This window comes from Klebsiella sp. 10982, assembly GCF_048589245.1.
Lineage (GTDB): Bacteria > Pseudomonadota > Gammaproteobacteria > Enterobacterales > Enterobacteriaceae > Klebsiella > Klebsiella quasivariicola.
This window is the reverse complement of record NZ_JBMAXV010000019.1, coordinates 26,863-49,009: the sequence shown is the minus strand read 5'-3', so window position 1 is coordinate 49,009 and position 22,147 is coordinate 26,863. Positions and strand designations below refer to the sequence as shown.

The window sequence follows — 22,147 nt, the reverse complement described above, 5'->3', positions numbered from 1 at the left end:
CAAGTTGCCTTTTTTAATGTTTGCTCCCTCTCCCATTGGGAGAGGGTCGGGGTGAGGGCTACAGGCCGCAGAGGACCTACCCCTGCTCGCCCATCAGCTGCTTCACCAGCTCAACGCAGCGCAGGAAGCGCGAATCGTAGTCTGACTCTTTAACATGGACAAATTCGATCTCGTTCTCTTTCAGCAGCGACACCAGCAGCGACTGAAACTCTTTACGATCCACCGAACTTCCAAGACTGCGCAGTCCATCGGCCACCCACGGGGTATTGTTCTCCAGCAGGATCACCAGGTCGAAACGGTATTCATCAATCAGCGCCTGCACGAACGGGTGCTCACGCCCCTCGTACTTCAGGCAGAAGGCCTGAGTGCTGACGAAGTCGGTATCGATAAACGCCACCTTGTTGGCGTATTTCACTGCAAAATCAATATACTGCGCATGCCCGAGGGCAATTTTATCGTAATCCGAATACTGGAGCGCCATCTCATCGCCGCCGAGATGCGAAAAGACATAATCGCGGCCATACTCCCAGGCGCTGGTGGTGTTGAAGATATTGGCGAGCTTATTGACCAGCGTCGATTTACCGCTCGACTCGCCGCCGAGGATCGCCACCGTCCGCACAAAGAACGGTTTCACTTCCGTCGGAATATATTCCCAGTAGCGGAATGGGTTCTCGCGGATCTGCCCGCCGCTAATATTCATAAAGGTCCGCTTAGGATCGATAAGCACCGTCTCGATCCCCAGATGCTCAAGGTATTGCGGCGCATCGGCCTCTTCCGAGGTATAGATCCGGTTCGGCTCGATCCCTTTTTCACTCATGAACGCGCGGATCCCATGGCTCCAGACATCCCAGCCGTGCGGATAGGGCTCCATCCCCTCTTCATTGAAGGCGTGGATGCGAATATTCTTCTGATATTTAAAGGTCTGCAGCAGCCAGCGCAGGCGGTCAGGCACCGTCGGCTGCTGCGACATGGCGCTCTCTTCAAATAGCTCGCGGTCGCGGGTATCGTCATAGCCCATAATGATATGCAGCTCGTCGACCTGGCTACAGGCGCGCTGTATCAGATAGATATGCCCGGTATGCAGCGGGTAAAACTTACCAAACACCACCCCGACGCTTTTCTGCCGACGGGGAAACTCCAGCCCGAGAAAACGATGCAGCGCTTCAAGCTTCTGCGCGCTCGGGCTTTTGATTTTGGCATTCAGCAGCTGGCTGAGATACCCCTTAGTCATTCCGCTGGCTTCCGCCACCTGCTGCAGGGTACAGCCTTTCTGCTTAATGGCGCTTTTTAAATAATCAAATGACGACATCGCTAATCTCCTTTTAACTTATTATAAGTCGTCAAAAACGCTTAGCGCGTCTGAAAGCTTTTTCACACCAAAGATTTGCATGCCTTCCGGTACTTTTTTCGGCACATTGGCCGCCGGGACGATGGCGCGGCGGAAACCGTGCTTCGCCGCTTCCGAGATACGTTCCTGGCCGCTCGGCACCGGACGAATTTCGCCCGCCAGGCCCACTTCGCCAAAGACCACCAGATCCTGCGGCAGCGGACGGTCGCGCAGGCTGGAAACCATCGCCAGCAGCAGCGCCAGATCGGCGCTGGTTTCCGTGACCTTCACCCCGCCGACCACGTTGACGAAGACGTCCTGATCGGCCATCTGCAGGCCGCCGTGACGATGCAGCACCGCCAGCAGGATCGCCAAACGGTTCTGTTCCAGCCCCACCGCCACGCGGCGCGGATTGGACATCATCGAGTGATCCACCAGCGCCTGGATCTCCACCAGCAGCGGACGAGTCCCTTCCCAGACCACCATCACCGAACTGCCGGAGGTGATTTCATCTCCCCGGCTGAGGAAGATAGCGGAGGGGTTGCTGACTTCGCGCAGGCCCTGCTCGGTCATGGCGAAAACGCCGAGTTCATTGACCGCACCAAAGCGGTTTTTGTGGCTACGTAACGTGCGGAAACGGGAATCGGCATCGCCGTCCAGCAGCACCGAGCAGTCGATACAGTGCTCCAGCACCTTCGGACCGGCCAGCGAACCGTCTTTGGTGACGTGGCCGACCATCACAATCGCCACGCCGCGAGTTTTGGCAAAGCGCGTCAGATAGGCCGCAGTTTCACGTACCTGGGCGACGCTGCCCGGCGACGACTGCACGTCGGCCATATGCATCACCTGAATGGAGTCGATGACCATCAGCTGCGGCTTTTCTTCATCGGCGATCTGGCAGATCTGCTCAATGCTGGTTTCTGAGAGCATATTCAGGTTGGCCGTCGGCAACCCGAGACGATGGGCGCGCATCGCCACCTGCTGCAGGGACTCCTCCCCGGTGACGTACAGCGTTTTCATCCCCTCCGCCAGTTTGCAGAGGGTTTGCAGTAGCAGCGTCGATTTCCCCGCACCGGGGTTGCCGCCAATCAGGATCGCGCTGCCCGGCACTACGCCGCCGCCCAGCACGCGGTCAAACTCTTTAAAGCCGGTGGAAAAGCGCGGCAGCGCCTCCAGGCTGATATCTGACAGCTTCTGCACCTTCGACACGCCGGCGTTACCGGCATAGCCTGAAAGACGCTCGTTTCTCGCCACCTGCGGCGACGCGGCGATGCGCATCTCGGTGATGGTGTTCCAGGCATGGCAGGCGCTGCACTGCCCCTGCCAGCGCGGATAATCCGCACCACATTCATTACAGACAAATGCGCGTTTTGGAGCTTTCGCCACGTTTACCTCTTACTTTTGGTTCATGCTGCCCGAGAGAATACAGAATACCCCCATCAGATCAGCGTGGCGGATAGTCACTTCCGCCTGTTCATTCACTTTGGGCTTCGCGTGATAGGCAATGCCGAGGCCTGCCGCCTTAATCATCGGCAGGTCGTTGGCGCCATCACCGATAGCCACGGTTTGTGCCGTTGGGATCTCATACTTTTCCGCCAGCTTGCGCAACGTATTGGCTTTATATTTCGCATCGACGATATCGCCGAGCACGTTGCCGGTGAGCTTGCCGTCGCGGATCTCCAGCTCATTGGCGAATACCGCGTCGAGATGCAGCTTGTCGCGCAGGTACTCTGCAAAGAAGGTGAAGCCGCCGGAGGCGATGGCCACTTTCCAGCCTAACGTTTCCAGCTTGAGCACCAGCTGTGCCAGGCCCGGCATCAGCGGCAGCGCGTCGCGCACCTGCAGCAAAATACTGGCATCCGCATCTTTCAGCGTCGCCACGCGCTGGCGCAGGCTGGCGGTGAAGTCCAGCTCCCCGCGCATCGCCCGCTCGGTCACTTCCGAGACCAGCTCGCCGGTGCCGGCCAGCTTCGCGATCTCATCAATGCATTCGATCTGGATCGCCGTGGAGTCCATGTCCATCACCAGTAGCCCTGGGGTGCGCAGATGGGGAATTTTACCCAGTGGCGCGACGTCCAGCCCCGCCTCATGCGCCAGTCGCGTCGCACGCGGGGTAAGCGACCCCGCCAGGCGGATCACCTGGTAATCCTCGACTACCCAGGAGGCGACGATCACTAACGCGGCGCCCAGCTCACGCTGCCACGCCGTCAGCCGACGTTTATCCAGCCCACGACCATACAGCAGCCAGCCGCTGCGCCCGGCGTGATAATCCAGCGGCATGACCTCATCGCCGCTCAGGGAAAGCGGCAACCCAGGCCACAGGGAAACGTCTTCGGGCAGGTCGCACCAGGTCAAACTGTTAGGCATTACGGCTCCACATCTCTTCATTCAGGCGAGGAAAATAACGCATGAGGCTACCTTGTAACCAGCGCTTCTGGCAACATTAAGCTGCAAATTTTCAAAGGTGGAATATGGTTCGCGCAAAACTGAAATTCCGGCTGCATCGTGCGGTCATTGTTCTTATCTGTCTGGCCCTGCTCGTCGCACTGATGCAGGGCGCCTCGTGGTTCAGCCAGAACAGTCAGAAACAACGCAATCCGCAGCTGGAAGAGCTGGCCCGCACGCTGGCGCAGCAGGTGGTGCTGAATCTCGTGCCGCTGATGCGCAGCGAAACACCGGACGAGAAGCGCATTAATCAACTGTTGACACAGCTGACCCATAACAGCCGCGTACTGGACGCCGGCGTGTATGACGAACAGGGCGATCTAGTGGCACGCTCTGGCGAAAGCGTCGAGGTTCGCGACCGGCTGGCGCTGGATGGCAAAAAAGCCGGCGGCTACTTCAACCAGCAGATTGTCGAGCCGGTTCCGGGAAAAAACGGTCCGCTGGGCTACCTGCGTCTGACCCTCGATACTCATACCCTGGCGACCGAGGCGAAGCAGGTGGATAATACCACCAATATCTTACGCCTGATGCTGTTACTGTCCCTGGCGATCGGCGTGGTGCTGACCCGCACGCTGCTGCAGGGCAAACGCACCCGCTGGCAGCAATCGCCCTTCCTGCTCACCGCCAACAAGCCGGTTGAGGATGAAGACGATGAAAAGAAAGGAAATCTATAATGTCCACATTGCGCCTCCTGCTCTCTGACTCTTACGACCCATGGTTCAACCTGGCGGTCGAGGAGTGTATTTTCCGCCAGATGCCCGCCACCCAGCGGGTGCTGTTCCTCTGGCGTAACGCCGATACCGTGGTCATCGGCCGCGCGCAGAACCCGTGGAAGGAGTGTAATACCCGACGCATGGAAGAGGACCACGTGCGGCTGGCCCGTCGCAGCAGCGGCGGCGGCGCGGTATTTCACGACCTCGGCAATACCTGCTTTACTTTTATGGCGGGCAAACCGGAGTACGATAAAACCGTCTCCACCGCTATCGTGCTGGCGGCGCTCAATTCACTCGGCGTAACCGCTGAAGCCTCCGGGCGCAACGATCTGGTGGTCAAAACTGATAACGGCGATCGCAAGGTGTCTGGTTCCGCCTATCGTGAGACCATGGACCGTGGTTTTCATCACGGTACCCTGCTGCTGAATGCTGATTTAAGCCGCCTCGCTAACTACCTTAACCCGGACCAGAAAAAGCTACAGGCCAAAGGCATCACCTCGGTGCGCGGGCGTGTAGCGAACCTGGTTGAGCTGCTGCCGGGCATAACTCATCAGCAGATTTGCGAGGCCATTCAGGAAGCGTTCTTCAGCCATTACGGCGAACGGGTGGACGCCGAGGTGATCTCCCCGGACAACACGCCGGATCTGCCGAATTTTGCTGAGACCTTTGCCGTCAGAGTAGTTGGGAGTGGAACTTCGGCCAGGCGCCGGCCTTCTCTCATCTGCTGGACGAGCGCTTCCCCTGGGGCGGCGTTGAGCTGCATTTTGACGTCGAAAAAGGCCACATCACCCGCGCTAAGGCCTTTACCGATAGCCTGAACCCGGCGCCGCTGGAGGCCCTGGCGGCTCGTTTAGTTGGCTGTCAGTATCGGGCAGAAGTCTTGCAGCAGCAGTGTGAAGCGCTGATTGGGGATTTCCCGGAGCAGGAAGCGGAACTGAAACAACTGTCGGCGTGGGTGGCCGGCGCGGTGCGCTGATAAAAAGCCCGCTGCGCTTAGCGGGCCTGGAAAACCGTAGGCCGGGTCAGGCGAAGCCGCCACCCGGCACAACAGCTCTTACTCTTTATCGCCCAGCAGCACGGATTCCAGCGCGATTTTGATCATGTCGTTGAACGTGGTCTGACGCTCCGCAGCAGTGGTCTGCTCGTGGGTACGGATGTGGTCGGAGACGGTGCAGATGGTCAGCGCTTTCGCGCCGAACTCCGCCGCCACGCCATAGATACCCGCCGCTTCCATTTCCACGCCCAGAATGCCGTATTTTTCCATCACGTCAAACATGGACGGGTCTGGCGTATAGAACAGGTCAGCGGAGAAAATGTTGCCGACGCGCGCGTCAACGCCCAGCGCTTTCGCCGCGTCTACCGCGTTACGCACCATGCCGAAATCAGCAATCGCCGCGAAATCATGGTCTTTGAAACGCAGACGGTTCACTTTAGAGTCGGTGCACGCGCCCATGCCGATCACCACGTCACGCAGTTTGACATCTTCACGCACCGCGCCGCAGGAGCCGACGCGAATGATTTTCTTCACGCCGAAATCGGTGATCAGCTCTTTGGTGTAGATAGAGCAGGACGGGATACCCATCCCGTGGCCCATCACGGAGATTTTGCGGCCTTTATAGGTGCCGGTGAAGCCCAGCATGCCGCGCACGTTGTTCACTTCACGCACGTCTTCAAGGAAGGTTTCTGCAATGTGCTTGGCGCGCAGCGGGTCGCCCGGCATCAGCACGACGTCAGCGAAATCGCCCATTTCTGCGTTAATGTGTGGAGTTGCCATCTTCAGTTCCTTTTACATTGTTGTTTTTGCCGGGTGGCGGCTACGCCTTACCCGGCCTACAAATCGTAGGCCCGGATCGCTGTGCGCCACCGGGCAATGACCTCAGAACATGGCTTTGCCATATTCCATGTCAGACGTACCAAAGTATTTCGCGAGAGTCTGGCCGATATCGGCGAAGGTTTCGCGGTGACCGAGCGAACCTGGTTTCACTTTCGGGCCGTACACCAGCACCGGGATATGCTCGCGGGTGTGGTCAGTACCGGTCCAGGTCGGGTCGCAGCCGTGGTCGGCGGTGAGGATCAGAATGTCATCTTCTCCAACCAGCTCCATCAGCTCCGGCAGACGGCGGTCAAACAGCTCCAGACCTGCTGCATAGCCGGCAACGTCACGACGGTGACCCCAGGAGGAGTCAAAGTCGACGAAGTTAGTAAAGACGATGGTCTCGTCGCCCGCTTCTTTCATCTCTTTGATGGTCGCGTCGAACAGCGCGTCCAGCCCGGTGGCTTTCACTTTCTTAGTGATGCCGCAGTTGGCGTAGATGTCGGCGATTTTACCCACGGACACCACGTGGCCGTTCTTCTCGTCAACCAGCTTCTGCAGCACGGTCGGCGCCGGCGGCTCGACCGCCAGGTCGTGACGGTTGCCGGTACGCTGGAAGTTACCGGCTTTATCGCCGATGAACGGACGGGCAATAACGCGGCCAATGTTGTAGCCACCTTCGGTCAGCTCTTCGCGCGCGATTTCGCACAGCTCATACAGCTTGTCGAGGCCGAAAGTCTCTTCATGGCAGGCGATCTGGAACACCGAGTCCGCCGAGGTATAGAAAATCGGTTTCCCGGTTTTCATGTGCTCTTCGCCGAGCTGATCGAGGATCACCGTCCCGGAAGAGTGGCAGTTGCCGAGGTAGCCCGGCAGGTTGGCACGCTTCACCAGCTTATCCAGCAGCTCCTGCGGGAAGCTGTTTTCATGATCGCTGAAGTAGCCCCAGTCAAACAGCACTGGCACGCCAGCGATTTCCCAGTGGCCGGACGGCGTATCTTTACCGGAAGAGAGTTCATGCGCCCAGGCATAGGCGCCAATCACGTCGGCATTGCCATCCATTCCGGCGGCAATTTTACCGGTAGAACCTTCATGCGCTTTCACCAGCCCCAGACGGGTCAGGTTCGGTAAATTCAGCGGGCCTTTGCGGCCATTGTCAGCCTCGCCTTTGGCGCAGGCTTCTGCAATGTGGCCCAGCGTATCGGCGCCGACGTCGCCAAAGCGGTCTGCGTCTTCCGTTGCACCAATCCCAAAGGAGTCCAGCACCATGATAAATGCACGTTTCATCTTGTTCTCCATACATCTTGCGCTGCAAAAAAGCGATCAGATCAGTATATCGCTATTCAGTGATACGGCGATAGACCGTCGGTGTAATTTCCGGGGCTTTATCGTCCAGTTTAATGGCCGCTTTGACCGCTTTCGCGGCCTCCTGCCAGCTGTTCTCGTCTTTGGCATGGATCACCGCCAGCGGACGCTGTCCGTCCATGCGGTCACCCAGACGGGCCATATCGGTAAAGCCAACGCTATAGTCAATGGTGTCTGATGCCTGACGGCGCCCGCCGCCCATAGAAACCACTGCCATTCCCAGCGCGCGAGTATCCATCGCGCTGATAAAACCTTCGGTATCAGCATAGACCGCTTTGCTCAGCATCGCTGTCGGCAGATAATGATCATAATTCTCGACAAAGTCGGTCGGCCCTTTCTGCGCCGCCACCATGCGGCCAAAGACTTCCGCGGCTTTACCGTTATCCAGTACCGCCTGCAGCTTCGCGCGCGCCTCGGCGTCATCCGCCGCCAGCTTGCCGGAGATCAGCATTTCCACACACAGCGCCATCGTGACGTCAAACAGGCGTGGGTTGCGATATTCGCCGGTCAGGAACTGCACCGCTTCGCGAACTTCAACGGCGTTGCCGGCGCTGGAGGCCAGCACCTGATTCATATCGGTCAGCAGCGCGGTGGTGCGCACGCCGGCGCCGTTGGCAACACCCACGATCGCTTCGGCCAGCGCGGCAGAGAGTTCATAAGTCGGCATAAAGGCACCGCTGCCGACTTTGACGTCCATCACCAGCGCGTCCAGCCCTTCCGCCAGTTTCTTGGCCAGAATCGAGGCGGTAATCAGCGGGATGGAGTCCACCGTCGCGGTAATATCGCGGGTGGCATAGAAACGTTTGTCGGCCGGAGCAAGCGAGCTGGTCTGCCCGATAATCGCCACGCCGACATCTTTAATAATCTCGCGGAAGCGGTTGTCGTCCGGGAAGATATCGAAGCCCGGGATCGCTTCCAGTTTGTCCAGTGTACCGCCGGTATGGCCGAGGCCGCGGCCGGAGATCATCGGTACGTAACCACCGCAGGCGGCCACCATCGGCCCCAGCATCAGTGAAGTGACATCCCCAACGCCGCCGGTAGAGTGTTTATCGACGATCGGACCGTTAAGGTTGAGGCTTTTCCAGTCCAGAACGGTACCGGAATCCCGCATCGCCATGGTCAGCGAAACGCGCTCCGGCATAGACATATCGTGGAAGAAAATGGTCATCGCCAGCGCGGCGATCTGTCCTTCTGAGATAGTATTGTCGCGGATGCCGTTGATGAAAAAGCGGATCTCTTCATCGCTTAATGCATGACCATCACGTTTTTTACGAATAATTTCTTGTGCGAGAAACACGGTAACCTCCCAAAGAGAATAAATTGCCGGATGGTGGCGCGAGCGCCTTATCCGGCCTACAGGCATCCATTCGTAGGCCGGATAAGCGCAGCGCCATCCGGCAAATCAAGGGATTAGTAGCTGCTGGCGCTCTTACCGTCGCCGTGGCCCAAGGCTTTCAACAGGCTGGCCAGCAGGCTGGAGGCACCAAAGCGGTAATGACGGGCATCGGCCCAGTCGGCACCAAACAGCTCATCGGCAATCGCCAGGAACTGCTGCGCATCTTCCGCGCTGCGCACGCCGCCGGCAGGTTTGAAACCAACGGTTTTCTCCACGCCCATATCGCGGATCACTTCCATCATGATGCGCGCGCTTTCCGGCGTGGCATTCACCGGCACTTTACCGGTCGAGGTTTTGATGAAATCGGCCCCGGCTTTGATAGAGATTTCTGACGCTTTACGAATCAGCGCTTCTTCTTTCAGTTCACCGGTTTCGATGATCACTTTCAGCAGCACGTTGGCCGCCGCACAGGCCTCTTTGCAGGCTTTCACCAGCTCGAAGCCGACCTGCTCATTGCCGGCAATCAGCGCGCGGTACGGGAAGACTACGTCCACTTCATCAGCGCCATAAGCGATTGCCGCGCGGGTTTCCGCCAGCGCGATGTCGATATCGTCATTACCGTGCGGGAAGTTGGTGACCGTGGCGATGCGGATATCCGGCGTTCCCTGCTCGTTCAGCGTCTTACGGGCAATGGGGATAAAGCGCGGGTAGATGCAGACCGCCGCGGTGTTACCCACCGGGGTTTTCGCCTGATGACACAGGGCAATCACCTTCTCATTGGTGTCGTCATCATTCAGGGTGGTCAAATCCATCAGTTTTAACGCGCGCAGGCTGCTTGCTTTCAAATCAGTCATTTCATACTCCGCCGGCGCAGTGCCGGTTCAATAGTTTGTTCACCTTGCGAGTCTGTTACTATTGTAACATTCACTCACCGTTACACTTCGACATTCATCACAGTTAATGAAAACTAATTACTAATTTGCATTACTATGACGTGACTTAAATCACAAAACATAACCTCATACTGCGGCAATTATCGTCAGTCTCCTCTTAAGCATAATCGATACCACGCCGCCGACGAGAATGTTATAATTCTAACACACAATAACAGTCCTGCTCGATACCGTGGCGCACATTTTGCCCACCTCCCAGACAATAAAACCATTACCAATTGAAATATAAATTATTTTTTAGAAGGGCAAAAATGATGGAATTATCACAATTTCAGTAAAACCAGCGGCACGCTGGCCGCTGGTTCAGGAGAGGCTTACAGAGCGAGGAAAACTCCGGCGATGGTGGCGCTCATCAGATTAGACAGCGTTCCCGCCGCCACCGCGCGCAGACCAAGCTGAGCGATATCCTGACGCCGGTTGGGCGCCATCCCCCCAAGTCCGCCGATTAAAATGGCGATCGATGACAGGTTGGCAAAGCCGCACAGTGCGAAAGAGATAATGGCTTTAGTATGATCTGATATCACCTGCAGCCCGGCCGCCGCCACTTCCGCGTCCGCCCGCAGATATTCGCCAAAGTTCATATAAGCAACGAACTCGTTAATGATCAGCTTCTGGCCGATAAACGACCCGGCCACTGTCGCTTCATGCCACGGTACGCCAATTACCCACGCCAGCGGTGAGAAGACCCAGCCGAGGATCATTTGCAGCGACAGATCCGGATGGTTAAACCAGCCGCCGACGCCGGAAAGAATCCCGTTCAGCAGGGCGATCAGCGCAATAAACGCCAGCAGCATCGCACCGACGTTAAGCGCCAGCTGCATACCAGACGCGGCGCCAGAGGCAGCGGCATCCAGCACGTTGGCCGGTTTATCCGCGTCAGCGCTTTGGCTGTCATGGGCCGGGTTATCGTCGGGTTTTTCCGTTTCCGGTACGATGATTTTGGCAAACAGCAGACCTCCCGGCGCCGCCATAAACGACGCGGCAATGAGGTACTCCAGCGGAACGCCCATCTGCGCGTAGCCCGCCAGTACCGAGCCCGCCACCGAGGCCAGGCCGCCGCACATGACCGCAAACAGCTCCGAGCGGGTCATGGTGGCGATATAAGGACGCACCACCAGCGGCGCTTCGGTCTGACCAACGAAGATGTTCGCTGTAGCCGATAGCGATTCAGTACGCGAGGTCTTCAGTACTGCCCGTAGCGCGCCGCCGAGAATACGAATCACCAGTTGCATAATGCCCAGGTAGTAAAGCACAGCAATCAGCGACGAGAAGAAGACGATCACCGGCAGCACGCGCAGGGCGAAGACGAAGCCGCCGCCGCCAAACACCTCGAACATTTTATCGGAGACCAGCCCACCGAAGATAAAGCTGATCCCTTCGTTACCATAGGCGATTACGCTGGCGACGCCATTCGACATCGCTAGCAGCGCCGAGCGCCCGGCCGGTACATATAATATCAATGCGCCGATACCCACCTGGATTATCCAGGCGCCGAGCACGGTGCGCAGGTTAATGGCTTTTCGGTTATTGGAGAGCAGCACAGCAATGGCCAACAGCACCACCATGCCGATAAGTCCCATGAGGATTTGCATACAGATTCCCTGTGTTTCGATAGTCCAGTACTAACGGCGTGATTATATCGGCCTGAAACTATCCTGCCCGCCTGGCTTCACACATTTTAAGCAAATCAATGAGATGGAAGGATAATAATGAGAATCCGATCACCATACCTGGGCAGATGAAAGCGAGAACAGCGCGCGCGTGTTGTGCATAATCTCTTCGGCGATCGTCTCCGGAGGCTCCGGGCGCAGCTCGCAGAGCGACTCGAAGACCCGCGCAACCTGCTCCGGGCGATTGGGCTGTCCCTGAAAACCGTTAAGCGGCATATCCGGCGCATCGGTCTCCAGCAGCAGAGCGGAAAGCGGCAGACGCGCCATCACTTCACGGGTTTTACTGGCGCGGGGATAGGTAATAGTGCCGCCAACGCCGATCTTATAGCCAAGCTGAACAAAGCGCTCGGCCTGCTGCAGGCTGCCGGCAAAGCCATGGACGACCCCGGTGCGCGGCAGGGCATGCTTTTTCAGGAGCATCGCCAGCTTATCGTGGGTGCGTCGGGAGTGGAGGATCACCGGCAGATCGTAACGCTTTGCCAGACGCAGCTGCGCTTCCAGCAACGTCTGTTGACGATCAAACCGCGGATCGTCGCGATAAAGATCGAGGCCAATCTCTCCCACCGCCACCAGCTTAGGAGGGCGCTGCGCCAACAAGGCGTCCAGCTGCGCCAGCCCCTCCTCGGTGTGCTCTTCGATGACGATCGGATGCATGCCCAGTGCGGCATACAGCGCCTCATGCCGCGCCGCCAACGCCAGTACCGAATTGAAACGCTCGGCGGAGATCGACGGGACAATGATCTGCTCGACGCCGGCCTGCGCCGCACGTTCCAGACTGGCAGTTTCATCGGCTGTGAAGGGGGGAAAATCGAAGTGGCAGTGGGTATCGATAAAACGGTGGCTCATGCCAGATCCTCATGATCAAAGCTGGCGTCATTCGCCTGCGGCGCGGCGATGATCGTCGCCTGAGGCGCCTCATTGGCCACCGGTACCGGCGGCACCACCACCGGCGTCGGGCGGGCAATACGCGGCGTATGGCGCAGCAGCGGCGGCCGGTCAGCCAGCAGTTTACCCACGGTCGCCAGGAAATAACGGCCACACTGGCGTCCGGTTTTGTAGTCCTCCAGCAGCGCCGGCAACCGGCTGCCGAGTGCCATACTGCGCAATGGCCGCTGCGGATAAATTTCGAAAATCCGCAGCTTACCGGGCGGTTTCTCGATGAACTGCTGGATGGCGCGGTAGGTGGTTTCGTGATGATGCACCAGATTAACCAGCGGCTGCAGGCTACTCTCTCCCAGCCAGCGCTCCATCCGCTTGAACCACTGCGGGGTATAAAACATCTGCGAAGGGACAGTGCGGATCACCACGATGGTCTGGGCGCCACGGCGGGCCGCCTCCTGCACCGGGATCGCATCGCTGACGCCGCCATCAAGATAGCTAACGCCGTCAAGCAACACGCCGTTGCGATAAAAACCGGGGATGGCGCTGGAGGCGCGGATCAGATCCAGCCAGGTCTGCGGCGTCGGTGAAAAATAGCTGGCGGAGTAATCGTCGCCGCGGCAGGCGCACATCCATAGCTCTTTCCCCAGTGCGAACTGCGCTTCGGCATAGTTCATGGCGAGCGGCATCTGCTGCGAAGTGGCCTCGACCAGCCAGTCGAGATCGATAAGATTGCCGCCGCGCACAAAGCGCATCGGATCGAAAAACTGGCGTGAAGTGGTGTAGCGGGTGATGACTTTGCGCGCATACCCTTGCTGATTACACATATAGGCTGAGAGGTTTTGCGCGCCGGCGGAGGTACCCAGCATCAGGTCAAAGGGGTTAAATCCGGCGCGCATAAATTCGTCCAGCACCCCGGCGGTGAAAATCCCTCGTTGTCCTCCGCCTTCGCACACCAGCGCCAGCTTGCCTGGTCGAAAGGGTTTAACCGCCAGCGGGGCGATATTGCCCAGCGTGACGGGAATGCGTTGCCCCACCCTGCTTTCCTGTTCGATTGGTCTTCTCCTCACAAGGTAGCGCAATTTACCCGCCGCTTAAACCGCGAAAGCCAGTCCGCAGGACTGGCTTTGTGTAAGATGACGTGTCAGTAAAAACGCCCAGGCTTCAGTATCGCCCGGATTGATGACCGTCTAAGGACGTCTGCGTCCTGTAAACAGGCTTACCAGGAACAGGATAATCCCGACAACAAAGACGATTTTCGCGGCACCAGCGGCTGTACCCGCCAGGCCACCAAAGCCCAGGGCCGCAGCAATTAATGCGATGACCAGAAAAATAATTCCCCATCGAAACATACTTTTCTCCTTACCATAATGGACGGTGAACAGCGGTTTGCGCACCCTTTCTGTATAGCGCATCGCTCAGTGGGTGCTGCTATTCGTTCGGCAACCTTGGCCAGACAACACTTTTGTTAATAACTCGATTTACTTAACGCTAAGATCGTTGCGCACGCTTTTAACCCCAGAAACCGCTTTCGCAATCTCTGCGGCACGCTCCGCCTGCGCCGCGGAAGCCACCGTACCGGTCAGATGTACCGCGCCGGCGTTGGTTTCGACTTTCACATTGCGCGAAGGGACAATGTCATCGGCCAGCAGCTTGGCTTTCACTTCGCTGGTAATGGCTGTATCCCCGGCATAGCCTTTCAGCGTCGCCGTCTCACTCGATGATTTGTGCTTAACCGTCAGCTTGTCGTTGACGCGCGAGACGCCTTCGACCCCTTTCGCCACGCTCAGTGCCTGACTTTTCTGTTCAGTACTGGTGACGTCGCCGCTGAGGGTGACCACTTTATTCTCCGTTTTCACCGAAATATCGCCGGAGTTAATATCTTTATGGTCGATCAGCGCCGCTTTTACCCGAGCGGTAATGGTGCTGTCATCCATAAAATCGCCGACTTTATTAATCGAATTGTCTACTGCCTCTCCCGCATTGCTGGCAGCCGACTTCGCACTGTCTACCGTTGTTTTTTCCGTCTCTGCCGAGGCGTTCAACGCGGCTAAGCCTAAGAAGAGCGCCAGCAACATATTGGCATTCTTTAGTCTGGTCATCGTGATGTCCTCGTTTTCTCACCAGCGCTGGCGTCTTATCGCAGTGAATTACGCCAGCATTTTTAAAATCACGAATTAAATATAGTAGACAGACGAAGGGGTTGCGGAGGATATGGATAAAAAACAGACGAATTAGCGGTGTTTTAAGAACTTTCCAGAAGGAGGGAAACGCGGGCGCGAGAAGAAAAAAGCGCGGGCAATGCCGCGCTTCGTCAGGGATTAGTGCTCGCGTGTTTTACGGAACACCACGTCAGGATAACGCTCCTGCGTCAGGTTCAGGTTGACCATTGTTGGGGCGATATAGGTCAGATTATCGCCGCCATCGAGCGCCAGCTGAACTTCGTTTTTACGTTTGAACTCTTCGAATTTCTTCACGTCCGTGGATTCAACCCAGCGCGCGGTGGCCACGTTGACCGATTCGTAAATCGCTTCCACGTTATATTCGCTTTTCAGACGCGCCACGACCACGTCGAACTGCAGCACACCAACGGCGCCGACGATCAGATCGTTATTGGCGATCGGACGGAAGACCTGTACCGCGCCCTCTTCAGAGAGCTGAACCAGCCCTTTCAGCAGCTGTTTCTGCTTCAGCGGATCCTTCAGGCGAATACGGCGGAACAGCTCCGGCGCGAAGTTCGGAATACCGGTGAACTTCATCATTTCACCCTGAGTGAAGGTATCGCCAATCTGAATGGTGCCGTGGTTATGCAGGCCGATAATATCGCCAGGATACGCTTCCTCAACGTGAGAACGGTCGCCGGCCATAAAGGTCAGGGCGTCGGAAATCACCACGTCCTTGCCGATACGCACCTGGCGCAGCTTCATGCCTTTCTCATATTTACCGGATACCACACGCATAAAGGCCACGCGGTCGCGGTGTTTCGGGTCCATGTTGGCCTGAATTTTAAACACGAAGCCGGTGAATTTCTCTTCTGCGGCCGTCACTTCACGGGTGTCGGTGTTACGCGGCATCGGCGCTGGCGCCCACTCCACCAGGCCATCGAGCATATGGTCAACGCCGAAGTTGCCTAACGCGGTCCCGAAGAACACCGGCGTGATTTCGCCGGCCAGGAACAGATCTTTGTCGAACTCGTTCGACGCACCCTGCACCAGCTCCAGCTCGTCGCGCAGTTGCTGCGCCAGGTCTTCACCCACTGCCGCATCGAGATCCGGGTTGTTGAGCCCCTTGACGATGCGCACTTCCTGGATGGTATGGCCTTTACCGGTCTGATACAGGTAGGTTTCATCTTTGTAGAGATGGTAAACGCCTTTGAACAGCTTGCCGCAGCCGATAGGCCAGGTAATCGGCGCGCAGCCGATTTTCAGCTCGTTCTCAACTTCATCCAGCAGCTCCATCGGATCGCGGATATCACGGTCGAGTTTGTTCATAAAGGTGAGGATCGGCGTATCGCGCAGACGGGTAACTTCCATCAGCTTACGGGTCCGGTCTTCGACGCCTTTCGCCGCATCGATAACCATCAGACAGCAGTCAACCGCCGTCAGGGTACGGTAGGTATCTTCGGAGAAGTCTTCATGCCCCGGGGTATCCAGCAGGTTCACCAGGCAGTCGTGATACGGAAACTGCATCACCGAGGTGGTGATCGAGATCCCACGCTGTTTTTCCATCTCCATCCAGTCGGATTTCGCGTGCTGGCTGGAGCCACGGCCTTTTACAGTACCGGCGGTCTGAATCGCCTGTCCGAACAGCAGCACTTTTTCGGTGATGGTGGTCTTACCGGCATCCGGGTGAGAAATAATGGCAAAAGTGCGGCGTTTGGCCACCTCTTGCAGATAAGGAGACAACGTCATAATTAATCTTCTAAGTAAACGCGGCAACGGGCCGCGCAGGTGGAATACGAAAAATTGCGGCTATTTTACCCATCAACGGGGGGGAGGCAATCAGTGTTTACACAGGAGCTGCTCCAGTTCGCGTAACGAGGTCACCGTCCAGTCCGGCTGGAGGTCCGCCGGCAGCTCGCGCTGATGTGCATTGAGCCAGCAGGTCGCCAGCCCGGCGTTCACACCGCCGCGAATATCCGACTCGGCGGTATCACCGACCATCAGTACTCGCGAGCGCGGTGGATTACCCGCCTGCGCCAGCGCATAATCGAAAATACGCGCATCCGGCTTGGCGACGCCCACCTGTTCAGAAATAATCAGTAAATCAAAGTGATCGCGTAAACCGGTGCGTTCCAGGCGCGTCTGCTGCAGCGAAGTAAAGCCGTTAGTGATAATGCCCATTTTGACTTTCCCCTGCAGCGCATTGAGCAGCGAAACCGCGCCCGGCAGCGGCGCACAAATTTCCGCCATCGCATTCATAAACGCGTCGTTGAGCTCACCCGGCTTAACGTTCAAACGTTCCGCCCAGCTGTCAAAACGCTGGTGCTGCAACTGTAGCGAGGTAATGGCGCCATTTTGATAATCCACCCACAGCGGCTTATTCACGGCCTGATAGTCCTGAAAATCTTCGGCGGTAAATGTCACGCTGTAGTCGAGAAACATCCGCTGTAAGCCACTGAAAGAATCAAACGTAAACAACGTTTCATCGGCATCAAAGAAAATCCAGTCCCATTTCATCGTATCACCTTGTCTTACATACTGATTGGCAGAGCCATAATAATGGCGTCTTCGCGCCCGTCGACCGTCGGATAGTAGTTGCGGCGGATGGTCGCCTCGTTAAAGCCTACGCTTTCATACAGGGCGATAGCGGCAACGTTGGATGCCCGCACTTCCAGCCACAGCGTGACGACGCCGAGTTTTTCGACTTCATCGATAACATGTTCCAGCAGCGCTCGCCCCAGGCCGCGGCGCTGGTAAGCGGGATCGACGGCGATGTTAAAAAGCGTCGCTTCATCGAGGACAATCTGAGTAATGGCGAAAGCCGCCATTTCCCCATTCACCGACAGCTGATAATTACGATAGCGTTCCCCCTGGTTACTGGCCAGGGTCTGTTCGCTCCACGGGAAAGCGTGGGCGCGTTTTTCGATTTGCCAGGCTCGAGTTAAATCAGCCGTGCTGAGGGTAGAAATCGTGTTCATGTGCGCAGATTTGTTGCCAGAGCGCCTTACGAGCCGACGCGCTGTTCTGGAGTTCATCAAAAGCGGGGCTGGACACCTGAGCGCCCGCCAGCGGCAGCGACGCCTCTGTGCCCAACCGCCAGCTATTACAGCGGCTCTCCTGCGGCAGCATCGCCACCCGCTCGGGGGTAAGCTGCAGGACCTGATCTGGCGTTACGGCCAGCGCGCGTAATATGTCGCCAATCAGCGGCTCTGTCAGCGACGGCGGGGTTTCCGCCACCATCACCAGACGAATATGTTCAGGAAGCGAGATAGCGATTTCGCCCTGTAACGCCCCCGGTCGGCGCAGCGACCACTGGGTAATGCCCAGCTGCTGTAGTTGCCAGTCTCGTCGGGATGTCATAGCGAAACACTCCTGTTAAACAAGCGCGCAATATAGCAAATCCGTCGTATCTGCGCCAACAAACTACTATAATCGGCGCCAGTCTTAATGAAGGAGTGTTTCATGTCCGCTTTTACCCCGGCAAGTGAAGTCTTGCTGCGCCACAGTGATGATTTCGAGTCCGCCCGCGTTCTGTTTGCCGGTGACCTGCAGGATGACCTGCCTGCTCGTCTGGATACCGCGGCCAGCCGCGCCCACACCCAGCAGTTCCACCACTGGCAGGTCCTCAACCGCCAGATGGGTGACAACGTCCGTTTTAGCTTAGTGGCCGAGGCCGCTGACGTCGCCGAATGCGATACCCTGATCTACTACTGGCCGAAGAACAAACCAGAAGCGCAGTTCCAGCTGATGAACCTGCTCTCTCTGCTGCCGGTGGGAAGCGATATTTTCGTCGTCGGCGAAAACCGCAGCGGCGTCCGCAGCGCGGAACAAATGCTGGCTGAATATGCGCAGCTGAATAAAGTCGACAGCGCGCGTCGCTGTGGTCTATACCATGGCCGTCTGGAAAAACAGCCATCCTTCAACGCCGACGCGTTCTGGGGCGAATATGCGCTGGATAATCTGACCATCAAAACCCTGCCAGGGGTCTTTAGCCGCGACGGTCTGGACGTGGGCAGCCAGCTGCTGCTCTCCACCCTCGAGCCACATACCAAAGGAAAAGTGCTGGACGTCGGCTGCGGCGCGGGCGTGCTGGCCGCGGTGCTGGCCAGCCATTCACCGAAGGTGCGCCTGACCCTGTGCGACGTCAGCGCCCCGGCGGTGGAAGCCAGCCGCGCGACGCTTGCCGCCAACGGTTTTGCAGGCGATGTGTTTGCCAGCAACGTCTTCTCCGAGGTCAATGGTCGCTTCGACATGATTATCTCTAACCCGCCATTCCATGACGGGTTGCAGACCAGCCTCGAGGCGGCCCAGGCGTTGATCCGCGGCGCGGTTCGCCATCTGAACAGCGGTGGTGAGCTGCGTATTGTTGCCAACGCCTTCCTGCCATATCCCCAGGTGCTGGATGAGACATTTGGCTTCCATGAGGTGATCGCCCAGACCGGACGCTTTAAAGTCTATCGCACCATCATGACCCGACAGGCGAAAAAATAACGCCCTCTCACGCCGGCGGCCCGTTCGCGGTACCGCTGGCGCTTCCCGCGGGCAAATCCGCCCATTTTTGCAGCAATCGATACAACCTGCATAATTAACTATTGACGTGCCGCCGAAAACCACTAGAATGCGCCTCCGTGGTAACGATACTTTCATAGTGTCGATGGTATGCGAAGGTGGCGGAATTGGTAGACGCGCTAGCTTCAGGTGTTAGTGTCCTTACGGACGTGGGGGTTCAAGTCCCCCCCCTCGCACCATAATCCACGTTGATATTGCTCGCACTGGGCGAAGGTGGCGGAATTGGTAGACGCGCTAGCTTCAGGTGTTAGTGTCCTTACGGACGTGGGGGTTCAAGTCCCCCCCCTCGCACCAACGAGGCAATATCCAAAGAAAGAATACTGTGCGAAGGTGGCGGAATTGGTAGACGCGCTAGCTTCAGGTGTTAGTGTCCTTACGGACGTGGGGGTTCAAGTCCCCCCCCTCGCACCAATATTCTTCCTTCCCCGGCCTCATCCCCTCAGTTTAATATCCAGCAACATCAGCATAATTCCACTAATCAGTGCGACGCACGATGGTAGCAGAATAAAATGGCGCAGTTGACGATGCCATATCATTGCCGCAGACATCAGCATGCCCACCGCGACCAGCAACCGCCATACGTCAGCCGACACCCCGGCATACCCGAGAGCGACAATCAGCGCGCCGGGAATCACCACTCCCCAGCCGCTTCCTAATGCTCGCTGCAGCATGGTTTCACCTCTCATAATGATAATGATAACCAATATCATATGATAATTTTTATCATTTGTCATTTGCGATGTGCTTCGTCCCTTTTTCTTTACGTTCGCGGTAATGACATACATTCATGAAGGTGATAAATTAAGCGAAATTAACGATATATATTAAATATTTTGCTTATTTTGCAAATACCCTTTTTTTGCACATTGTTATCAGACTCTTCATTTTTGGCTTTCATCATTTTGAAATTTAACGACTAATAATGATTCTTCCGATATGACTGCACAAACCTGGCGAGCACACTACGCACAAAAATATCAATATTCTTTACGGCTTTTTTTACTGCTTAATTTCATTTCCTCCTCTCTGTCGCTGGTCAGCCCCCTATTTACGGTAGTTCGTTTTACGCTGCCCTGCGCCCTGATCGTGGCCTGTAGCGGGCTGATGCTGCTTTGGCACTGGAAATGGCCGCAAGCGAAAATAAATATTCCCGCTATCTCGTTGTTATTTGGCATGCTGTGGGCATGGCATGTGGTGGCAAAAGCAATGCTATTGACACCGCCGCATTTTAACTATCTGGTGATCGCCCTATTAAGCATTTTGTTTATCGGCACCATCGCTTTTTCCAATAATATCACTGCCTTTACCCTTCACTCTTTACCGACTTTCCTTGCCTGCCTGATAATGGCGGAAGGGGAACAATGGTTGCGCATGACCTACTGTTTTATGCTGCCTATTGCCGGCATTACCCTGCAAAATATTATCCAGAAGCGCAGCGATGCCTTTACACAGGGATTAATGGATAAACTGATGCAGGAACGCAATACGCTCAACGATCTCAGTATGCTGGATCCCCTGACCGGTCTGTATAATCGCCGCGGGCTGCAAAATCGCCTCGATACGCTGCTGGCGCTGGACGGCGATAACCACTATGTGCTGCTTCTCGATATCGATCACTTTAAAGCCTATAACGACCACTATGGCCATATGATGGGTGACCAGGCACTGATTCGCGTCTCTGCCGCCATTCGCAACGCCGTGCGCTCACGCGATATTGTCGCTCGCTTTGGCGGAGAGGAGTTTATGGTGTTACTGACCAACAGCAGTAAAGAAACCGCCTGGCAGGCTGCCGAACGCATTCGTCAGCGAGTCTACGATTTGAAGATCCCCCATATGTTTAATGAAAGCGTCGCGACCAACGTCACCATCAGCATTGGCCTGACGCCATTAATTGATGACAACATTGAGCAAGCGCTGGCGCGAGCCGATGGGGCACTCTATGAGGCCAAAAATAAAGGCCGTAACATTATTCTTGCCAGCTAACCTTCAGGCGCCGCGACGCCGACAAAAACCTTGCCATGCTACCTGCAAACAACTAATATCAGGAATCATTATCATTTAGATTTGTATCTGGAAATCGCATGGCCTGGCGTTCCCTTCCTCTCAGCGATGAACTCATTTGGCGGGCTCCCCTCCCGACGGCTGAGCGCGCCCTGGCGGAAAGTATTCGGGAAAAAATCGCGACCCTGCGTCCTCACCTGCTGGATTTTCTGCGCCTGGATGAACCGGCCCCCCGGCACGCGTTAACCCTTGCCGAGTGGTCGCAACCCACTGCGTTACGCTCCCTGCTGGCAACTTATTCCGATCATATCTACCGTCATCAACCGACGCTACCGCGGGAACAGAAGCCCCTGCTCTCGCTCTGGGCGCAATGGTATATCGGTTTGCTGGTCCCTCCCTTGATGCTGGCGCTGCTCAATGAACCGCAGGGCCTCAGCCTGGCGCCAGAACATTTCCACGTCGAATTTCACGAAAGCGGCCGGGCCGCCTGTTTCTGGATTGATGTGCATAGCGATGCGGGAATTGAAAGGCTTTCCCCCCAGGCGCGGATGGATATTCTGGTCACGCGTACCCTGAAGCCGGTTGTTGAGGCGCTGGAAGCGACGGGTGAGATCAATGGCAAGCTTATCTGGAGCAATACGGGTTATTTGATTAACTGGTATCTTGGGGAAATGCGCGCGCTGCTGGGTGATGAACAGCTTGCCGCCCTGCGCCAGCACTGCTTCTTTGAAAAACAGCTCACCGATGGCCAGGATAACCCGCTGTGGCGAACGGTGGTGCTGCGTGAAGGGCAGTTAGTCCGACGCACCTGCTGTCAGCGCTATCGCCTGCCGGATGTCCAACAGTGCGGCGACTGCACCCTAAAATAACCCCCTGTACGTCATAAAACGGGCGACCGCCGCCGCCCGCTCACA

21 protein-coding genes, 3 tRNA genes and 2 pseudogenes are annotated in these 22,147 nt (G+C 56.7%); 9 read left to right on the top strand and 17 right to left on the bottom strand.

The annotated features are described in order from the left end of the window. Positions 1-76: 76 nt before the first annotated feature. From nadR to serB, 3 genes are read right to left on the bottom strand one after another with little or no spacing between them, the layout of a single operon-like run. Positions 77-1,309 carry a multifunctional transcriptional regulator/nicotinamide-nucleotide adenylyltransferase/ribosylnicotinamide kinase NadR gene (gene nadR / locus ACKLKD_RS15480; RefSeq protein ID WP_025711743.1) on the bottom strand — a complete coding sequence of 411 codons (1,233 nt, stop codon included), beginning with the start codon at positions 1,307-1,309 and terminating at the stop codon, positions 77-79. Between the two features lie 21 nt (positions 1,310-1,330). Continuing rightward, the gene (gene radA / locus ACKLKD_RS15475) at positions 1,331-2,713 is read right to left on the bottom strand and encodes a DNA repair protein RadA (RefSeq protein ID WP_002887800.1); all 1,383 of its coding nucleotides are present in this window, start codon (positions 2,711-2,713) and stop codon (positions 1,331-1,333) included. 9 nt (positions 2,714-2,722) lie between these two features. Then, positions 2,723-3,694 (bottom strand): phosphoserine phosphatase, encoded by a 972-nt coding sequence (serB, locus tag ACKLKD_RS15470; protein WP_004177487.1) that lies wholly within the window; start codon positions 3,692-3,694, stop codon positions 2,723-2,725. A gap of 104 nt (positions 3,695-3,798) precedes the next feature. On the opposite strand from serB, the gene ACKLKD_RS15465 reads away from it, so the two are divergent. Both ACKLKD_RS15465 and lplA read left to right on the top strand, forming a co-directional pair. Beyond that, positions 3,799-4,446, top strand: coding sequence for a YtjB family periplasmic protein (locus ACKLKD_RS15465; RefSeq protein WP_012542920.1), 648 nt, complete (start codon positions 3,799-3,801; stop codon positions 4,444-4,446). Next, positions 4,446-5,461 (top strand): annotated as a pseudogene (gene lplA, locus ACKLKD_RS15460) (lipoate--protein ligase LplA). The gene ACKLKD_RS15465 and the pseudogene lplA overlap by 1 nt, the downstream one beginning before the upstream one ends. 78 nt (positions 5,462-5,539) lie before the next feature. On the opposite strand, the gene deoD reads toward lplA, so the two are convergent. The 13 genes from deoD to ACKLKD_RS15395 form a co-directional block, all read right to left on the bottom strand. Then, on the bottom strand, positions 5,540-6,259 hold the full coding sequence (deoD, locus tag ACKLKD_RS15455; RefSeq protein WP_002887789.1) for a purine-nucleoside phosphorylase: 720 nt from the start codon (positions 6,257-6,259) through the stop codon (positions 5,540-5,542). Between the two features lie 102 nt (positions 6,260-6,361). Then, positions 6,362-7,585, bottom strand: a complete 1,224-nt coding sequence (deoB, locus tag ACKLKD_RS15450) for a phosphopentomutase (RefSeq protein WP_025711747.1) — start codon at positions 7,583-7,585, stop codon at positions 6,362-6,364. A 52-nt stretch (positions 7,586-7,637) separates the two neighbouring features. Further along, positions 7,638-8,960, bottom strand: coding sequence for a thymidine phosphorylase (gene deoA, locus ACKLKD_RS15445; RefSeq protein ID WP_087805286.1), 1,323 nt, complete (start codon positions 8,958-8,960; stop codon positions 7,638-7,640). A 113-nt stretch (positions 8,961-9,073) separates the two neighbouring features. Further along, positions 9,074-9,853, bottom strand: a complete 780-nt coding sequence (gene deoC, locus ACKLKD_RS15440; protein ID WP_004886530.1) for a deoxyribose-phosphate aldolase — start codon at positions 9,851-9,853, stop codon at positions 9,074-9,076. A gap of 413 nt (positions 9,854-10,266) precedes the next feature. Continuing rightward, positions 10,267-11,544: a NupC/NupG family nucleoside CNT transporter gene (locus ACKLKD_RS15435; protein ID WP_025711749.1), complete on the bottom strand. Its 1,278-nt coding sequence runs from the start codon at positions 11,542-11,544 to the stop codon at positions 10,267-10,269. A gap of 129 nt (positions 11,545-11,673) precedes the next feature. Beyond that, the gene (locus ACKLKD_RS15430) at positions 11,674-12,468 is read right to left on the bottom strand and encodes a TatD family hydrolase (protein ID WP_080897759.1); all 795 of its coding nucleotides are present in this window, start codon (positions 12,466-12,468) and stop codon (positions 11,674-11,676) included. Beyond that, positions 12,465-13,538 carry a patatin-like phospholipase family protein gene (locus tag ACKLKD_RS15425; RefSeq protein ID WP_080897760.1) on the bottom strand — a complete coding sequence of 358 codons (1,074 nt, stop codon included), beginning with the start codon at positions 13,536-13,538 and terminating at the stop codon, positions 12,465-12,467. Before ACKLKD_RS15425 ends, ACKLKD_RS15430 begins: the two co-directional genes overlap by 4 nt. 153 nt (positions 13,539-13,691) lie before the next feature. Next, positions 13,692-13,853 (bottom strand): DUF1328 domain-containing protein, encoded by a 162-nt coding sequence (locus ACKLKD_RS15420; protein ID WP_002887716.1) that lies wholly within the window; start codon positions 13,851-13,853, stop codon positions 13,692-13,694. Positions 13,854-13,982: 129 nt separating this feature from the next. Beyond that, positions 13,983-14,603, bottom strand: a complete 621-nt coding sequence (gene osmY, locus ACKLKD_RS15415; RefSeq protein ID WP_025711753.1) for a molecular chaperone OsmY — start codon at positions 14,601-14,603, stop codon at positions 13,983-13,985. Positions 14,604-14,822: 219 nt separating this feature from the next. After that, complete coding sequence (gene prfC / locus ACKLKD_RS15410; RefSeq protein ID WP_025711754.1) at positions 14,823-16,412, bottom strand: peptide chain release factor 3; 1,590 nt, start codon at positions 16,410-16,412, stop codon at positions 14,823-14,825. Between the two features lie 90 nt (positions 16,413-16,502). After that, positions 16,503-17,180 carry a pyrimidine 5'-nucleotidase gene (gene yjjG / locus ACKLKD_RS15405; protein WP_025711755.1) on the bottom strand — a complete coding sequence of 226 codons (678 nt, stop codon included), beginning with the start codon at positions 17,178-17,180 and terminating at the stop codon, positions 16,503-16,505. A 14-nt stretch (positions 17,181-17,194) separates the two neighbouring features. Next, the gene (rimI, locus tag ACKLKD_RS15400; protein ID WP_087805283.1) at positions 17,195-17,641 is read right to left on the bottom strand and encodes a ribosomal protein S18-alanine N-acetyltransferase; all 447 of its coding nucleotides are present in this window, start codon (positions 17,639-17,641) and stop codon (positions 17,195-17,197) included. Then, positions 17,610-18,023, bottom strand: a complete 414-nt coding sequence (locus tag ACKLKD_RS15395) for a DNA polymerase III subunit psi (RefSeq protein WP_025711758.1) — start codon at positions 18,021-18,023, stop codon at positions 17,610-17,612. The genes rimI and ACKLKD_RS15395 overlap by 32 nt, the downstream gene beginning before the upstream one ends. 102 nt (positions 18,024-18,125) lie before the next feature. Here ACKLKD_RS15395 and rsmC point away from each other — a divergent pair, with 102 nt between their 5' ends. The 4 genes from rsmC (at position 18,126) to ACKLKD_RS15375 (ending at position 19,643) form a co-directional block, all read left to right on the top strand. Next, complete coding sequence (rsmC, locus tag ACKLKD_RS15390) at positions 18,126-19,154, top strand: 16S rRNA (guanine(1207)-N(2))-methyltransferase RsmC (RefSeq protein ID WP_087805281.1); 1,029 nt, start codon at positions 18,126-18,128, stop codon at positions 19,152-19,154. Positions 19,155-19,324: 170 nt separating this feature from the next. Next, positions 19,325-19,411, top strand: a tRNA-Leu gene (locus tag ACKLKD_RS15385). 28 nt (positions 19,412-19,439) lie between these two features. Then, positions 19,440-19,526, top strand: a tRNA-Leu gene (locus ACKLKD_RS15380). Between the two features lie 30 nt (positions 19,527-19,556). Then, a tRNA-Leu gene (locus ACKLKD_RS15375) sits at positions 19,557-19,643 on the top strand. Between the two features lie 20 nt (positions 19,644-19,663). On the opposite strand, the gene ACKLKD_RS15370 is transcribed toward ACKLKD_RS15375, so the two are convergent. Further along, positions 19,664-19,903, bottom strand: coding sequence for a DUF1435 domain-containing protein (locus ACKLKD_RS15370; protein ID WP_025711760.1), 240 nt, complete (start codon positions 19,901-19,903; stop codon positions 19,664-19,666). 70 nt (positions 19,904-19,973) lie between these two features. Between ACKLKD_RS15370 and ACKLKD_RS15365 the strand changes: the two are divergent. The 3 genes and pseudogenes from ACKLKD_RS15365 (at position 19,974) to fhuF (ending at position 22,102) form a co-directional block, all read left to right on the top strand. Continuing rightward, positions 19,974-20,145 (top strand): annotated as a pseudogene (locus ACKLKD_RS15365) (hypothetical protein). A 23-nt stretch (positions 20,146-20,168) separates the two neighbouring features. Then, complete coding sequence (locus tag ACKLKD_RS15360) at positions 20,169-21,215, top strand: GGDEF domain-containing protein (protein ID WP_025714037.1); 1,047 nt, start codon at positions 20,169-20,171, stop codon at positions 21,213-21,215. Positions 21,216-21,313: 98 nt separating this feature from the next. Continuing rightward, positions 21,314-22,102 (top strand): siderophore-iron reductase FhuF, encoded by a 789-nt coding sequence (fhuF, locus tag ACKLKD_RS15355; RefSeq protein ID WP_025714036.1) that lies wholly within the window; start codon positions 21,314-21,316, stop codon positions 22,100-22,102. Positions 22,103-22,147: the final 45 nt, after the last annotated feature.

Bases quoted from the DNA above. Each gene is read 5' to 3' on its own strand.
- nadR (WP_025711743.1), bottom strand. From the start codon at position 1,309: ATGTCGTCATTTGATTATTTAAAAAGCGCCATTAAGCAGAAAGGCTGT.
- serB (WP_004177487.1), bottom strand. From the start codon at position 3,694: ATGCCTAACAGTTTGACCTGGTGCGACCTGCCCGAAGACGTTTCCCTG.
- ACKLKD_RS15465 (WP_012542920.1), top strand. From the start codon at position 3,799: ATGGTTCGCGCAAAACTGAAATTCCGGCTGCATCGTGCGGTCATTGTT.
- deoD (WP_002887789.1), bottom strand. From the start codon at position 6,259: ATGGCAACTCCACACATTAACGCAGAAATGGGCGATTTCGCTGACGTC.
- deoB (WP_025711747.1), bottom strand. From the start codon at position 7,585: ATGAAACGTGCATTTATCATGGTGCTGGACTCCTTTGGGATTGGTGCA.
- deoC (WP_004886530.1), bottom strand. From the start codon at position 9,853: ATGACTGATTTGAAAGCAAGCAGCCTGCGCGCGTTAAAACTGATGGAT.
- ACKLKD_RS15435 (WP_025711749.1), bottom strand. From the start codon at position 11,544: ATGCAAATCCTCATGGGACTTATCGGCATGGTGGTGCTGTTGGCCATT.
- ACKLKD_RS15430 (WP_080897759.1), bottom strand. From the start codon at position 12,468: ATGAGCCACCGTTTTATCGATACCCACTGCCACTTCGATTTTCCCCCC.
- ACKLKD_RS15420 (WP_002887716.1), bottom strand. From the start codon at position 13,853: ATGTTTCGATGGGGAATTATTTTTCTGGTCATCGCATTAATTGCTGCG.
- osmY (WP_025711753.1), bottom strand. From the start codon at position 14,603: ATGACCAGACTAAAGAATGCCAATATGTTGCTGGCGCTCTTCTTAGGC.
- prfC (WP_025711754.1), bottom strand. From the start codon at position 16,412: ATGACGTTGTCTCCTTATCTGCAAGAGGTGGCCAAACGCCGCACTTTT.
- yjjG (WP_025711755.1), bottom strand. From the start codon at position 17,180: ATGAAATGGGACTGGATTTTCTTTGATGCCGATGAAACGTTGTTTACG.
- rimI (WP_087805283.1), bottom strand. From the start codon at position 17,641: ATGAACACGATTTCTACCCTCAGCACGGCTGATTTAACTCGAGCCTGG.
- ACKLKD_RS15395 (WP_025711758.1), bottom strand. From the start codon at position 18,023: ATGACATCCCGACGAGACTGGCAACTACAGCAGCTGGGCATTACCCAG.
- rsmC (WP_087805281.1), top strand. From the start codon at position 18,126: ATGTCCGCTTTTACCCCGGCAAGTGAAGTCTTGCTGCGCCACAGTGAT.
- ACKLKD_RS15370 (WP_025711760.1), bottom strand. From the start codon at position 19,903: ATGCTGCAGCGAGCATTAGGAAGCGGCTGGGGAGTGGTGATTCCCGGC.
- ACKLKD_RS15360 (WP_025714037.1), top strand. From the start codon at position 20,169: ATGACTGCACAAACCTGGCGAGCACACTACGCACAAAAATATCAATAT.
- fhuF (WP_025714036.1), top strand. From the start codon at position 21,314: ATGGCCTGGCGTTCCCTTCCTCTCAGCGATGAACTCATTTGGCGGGCT.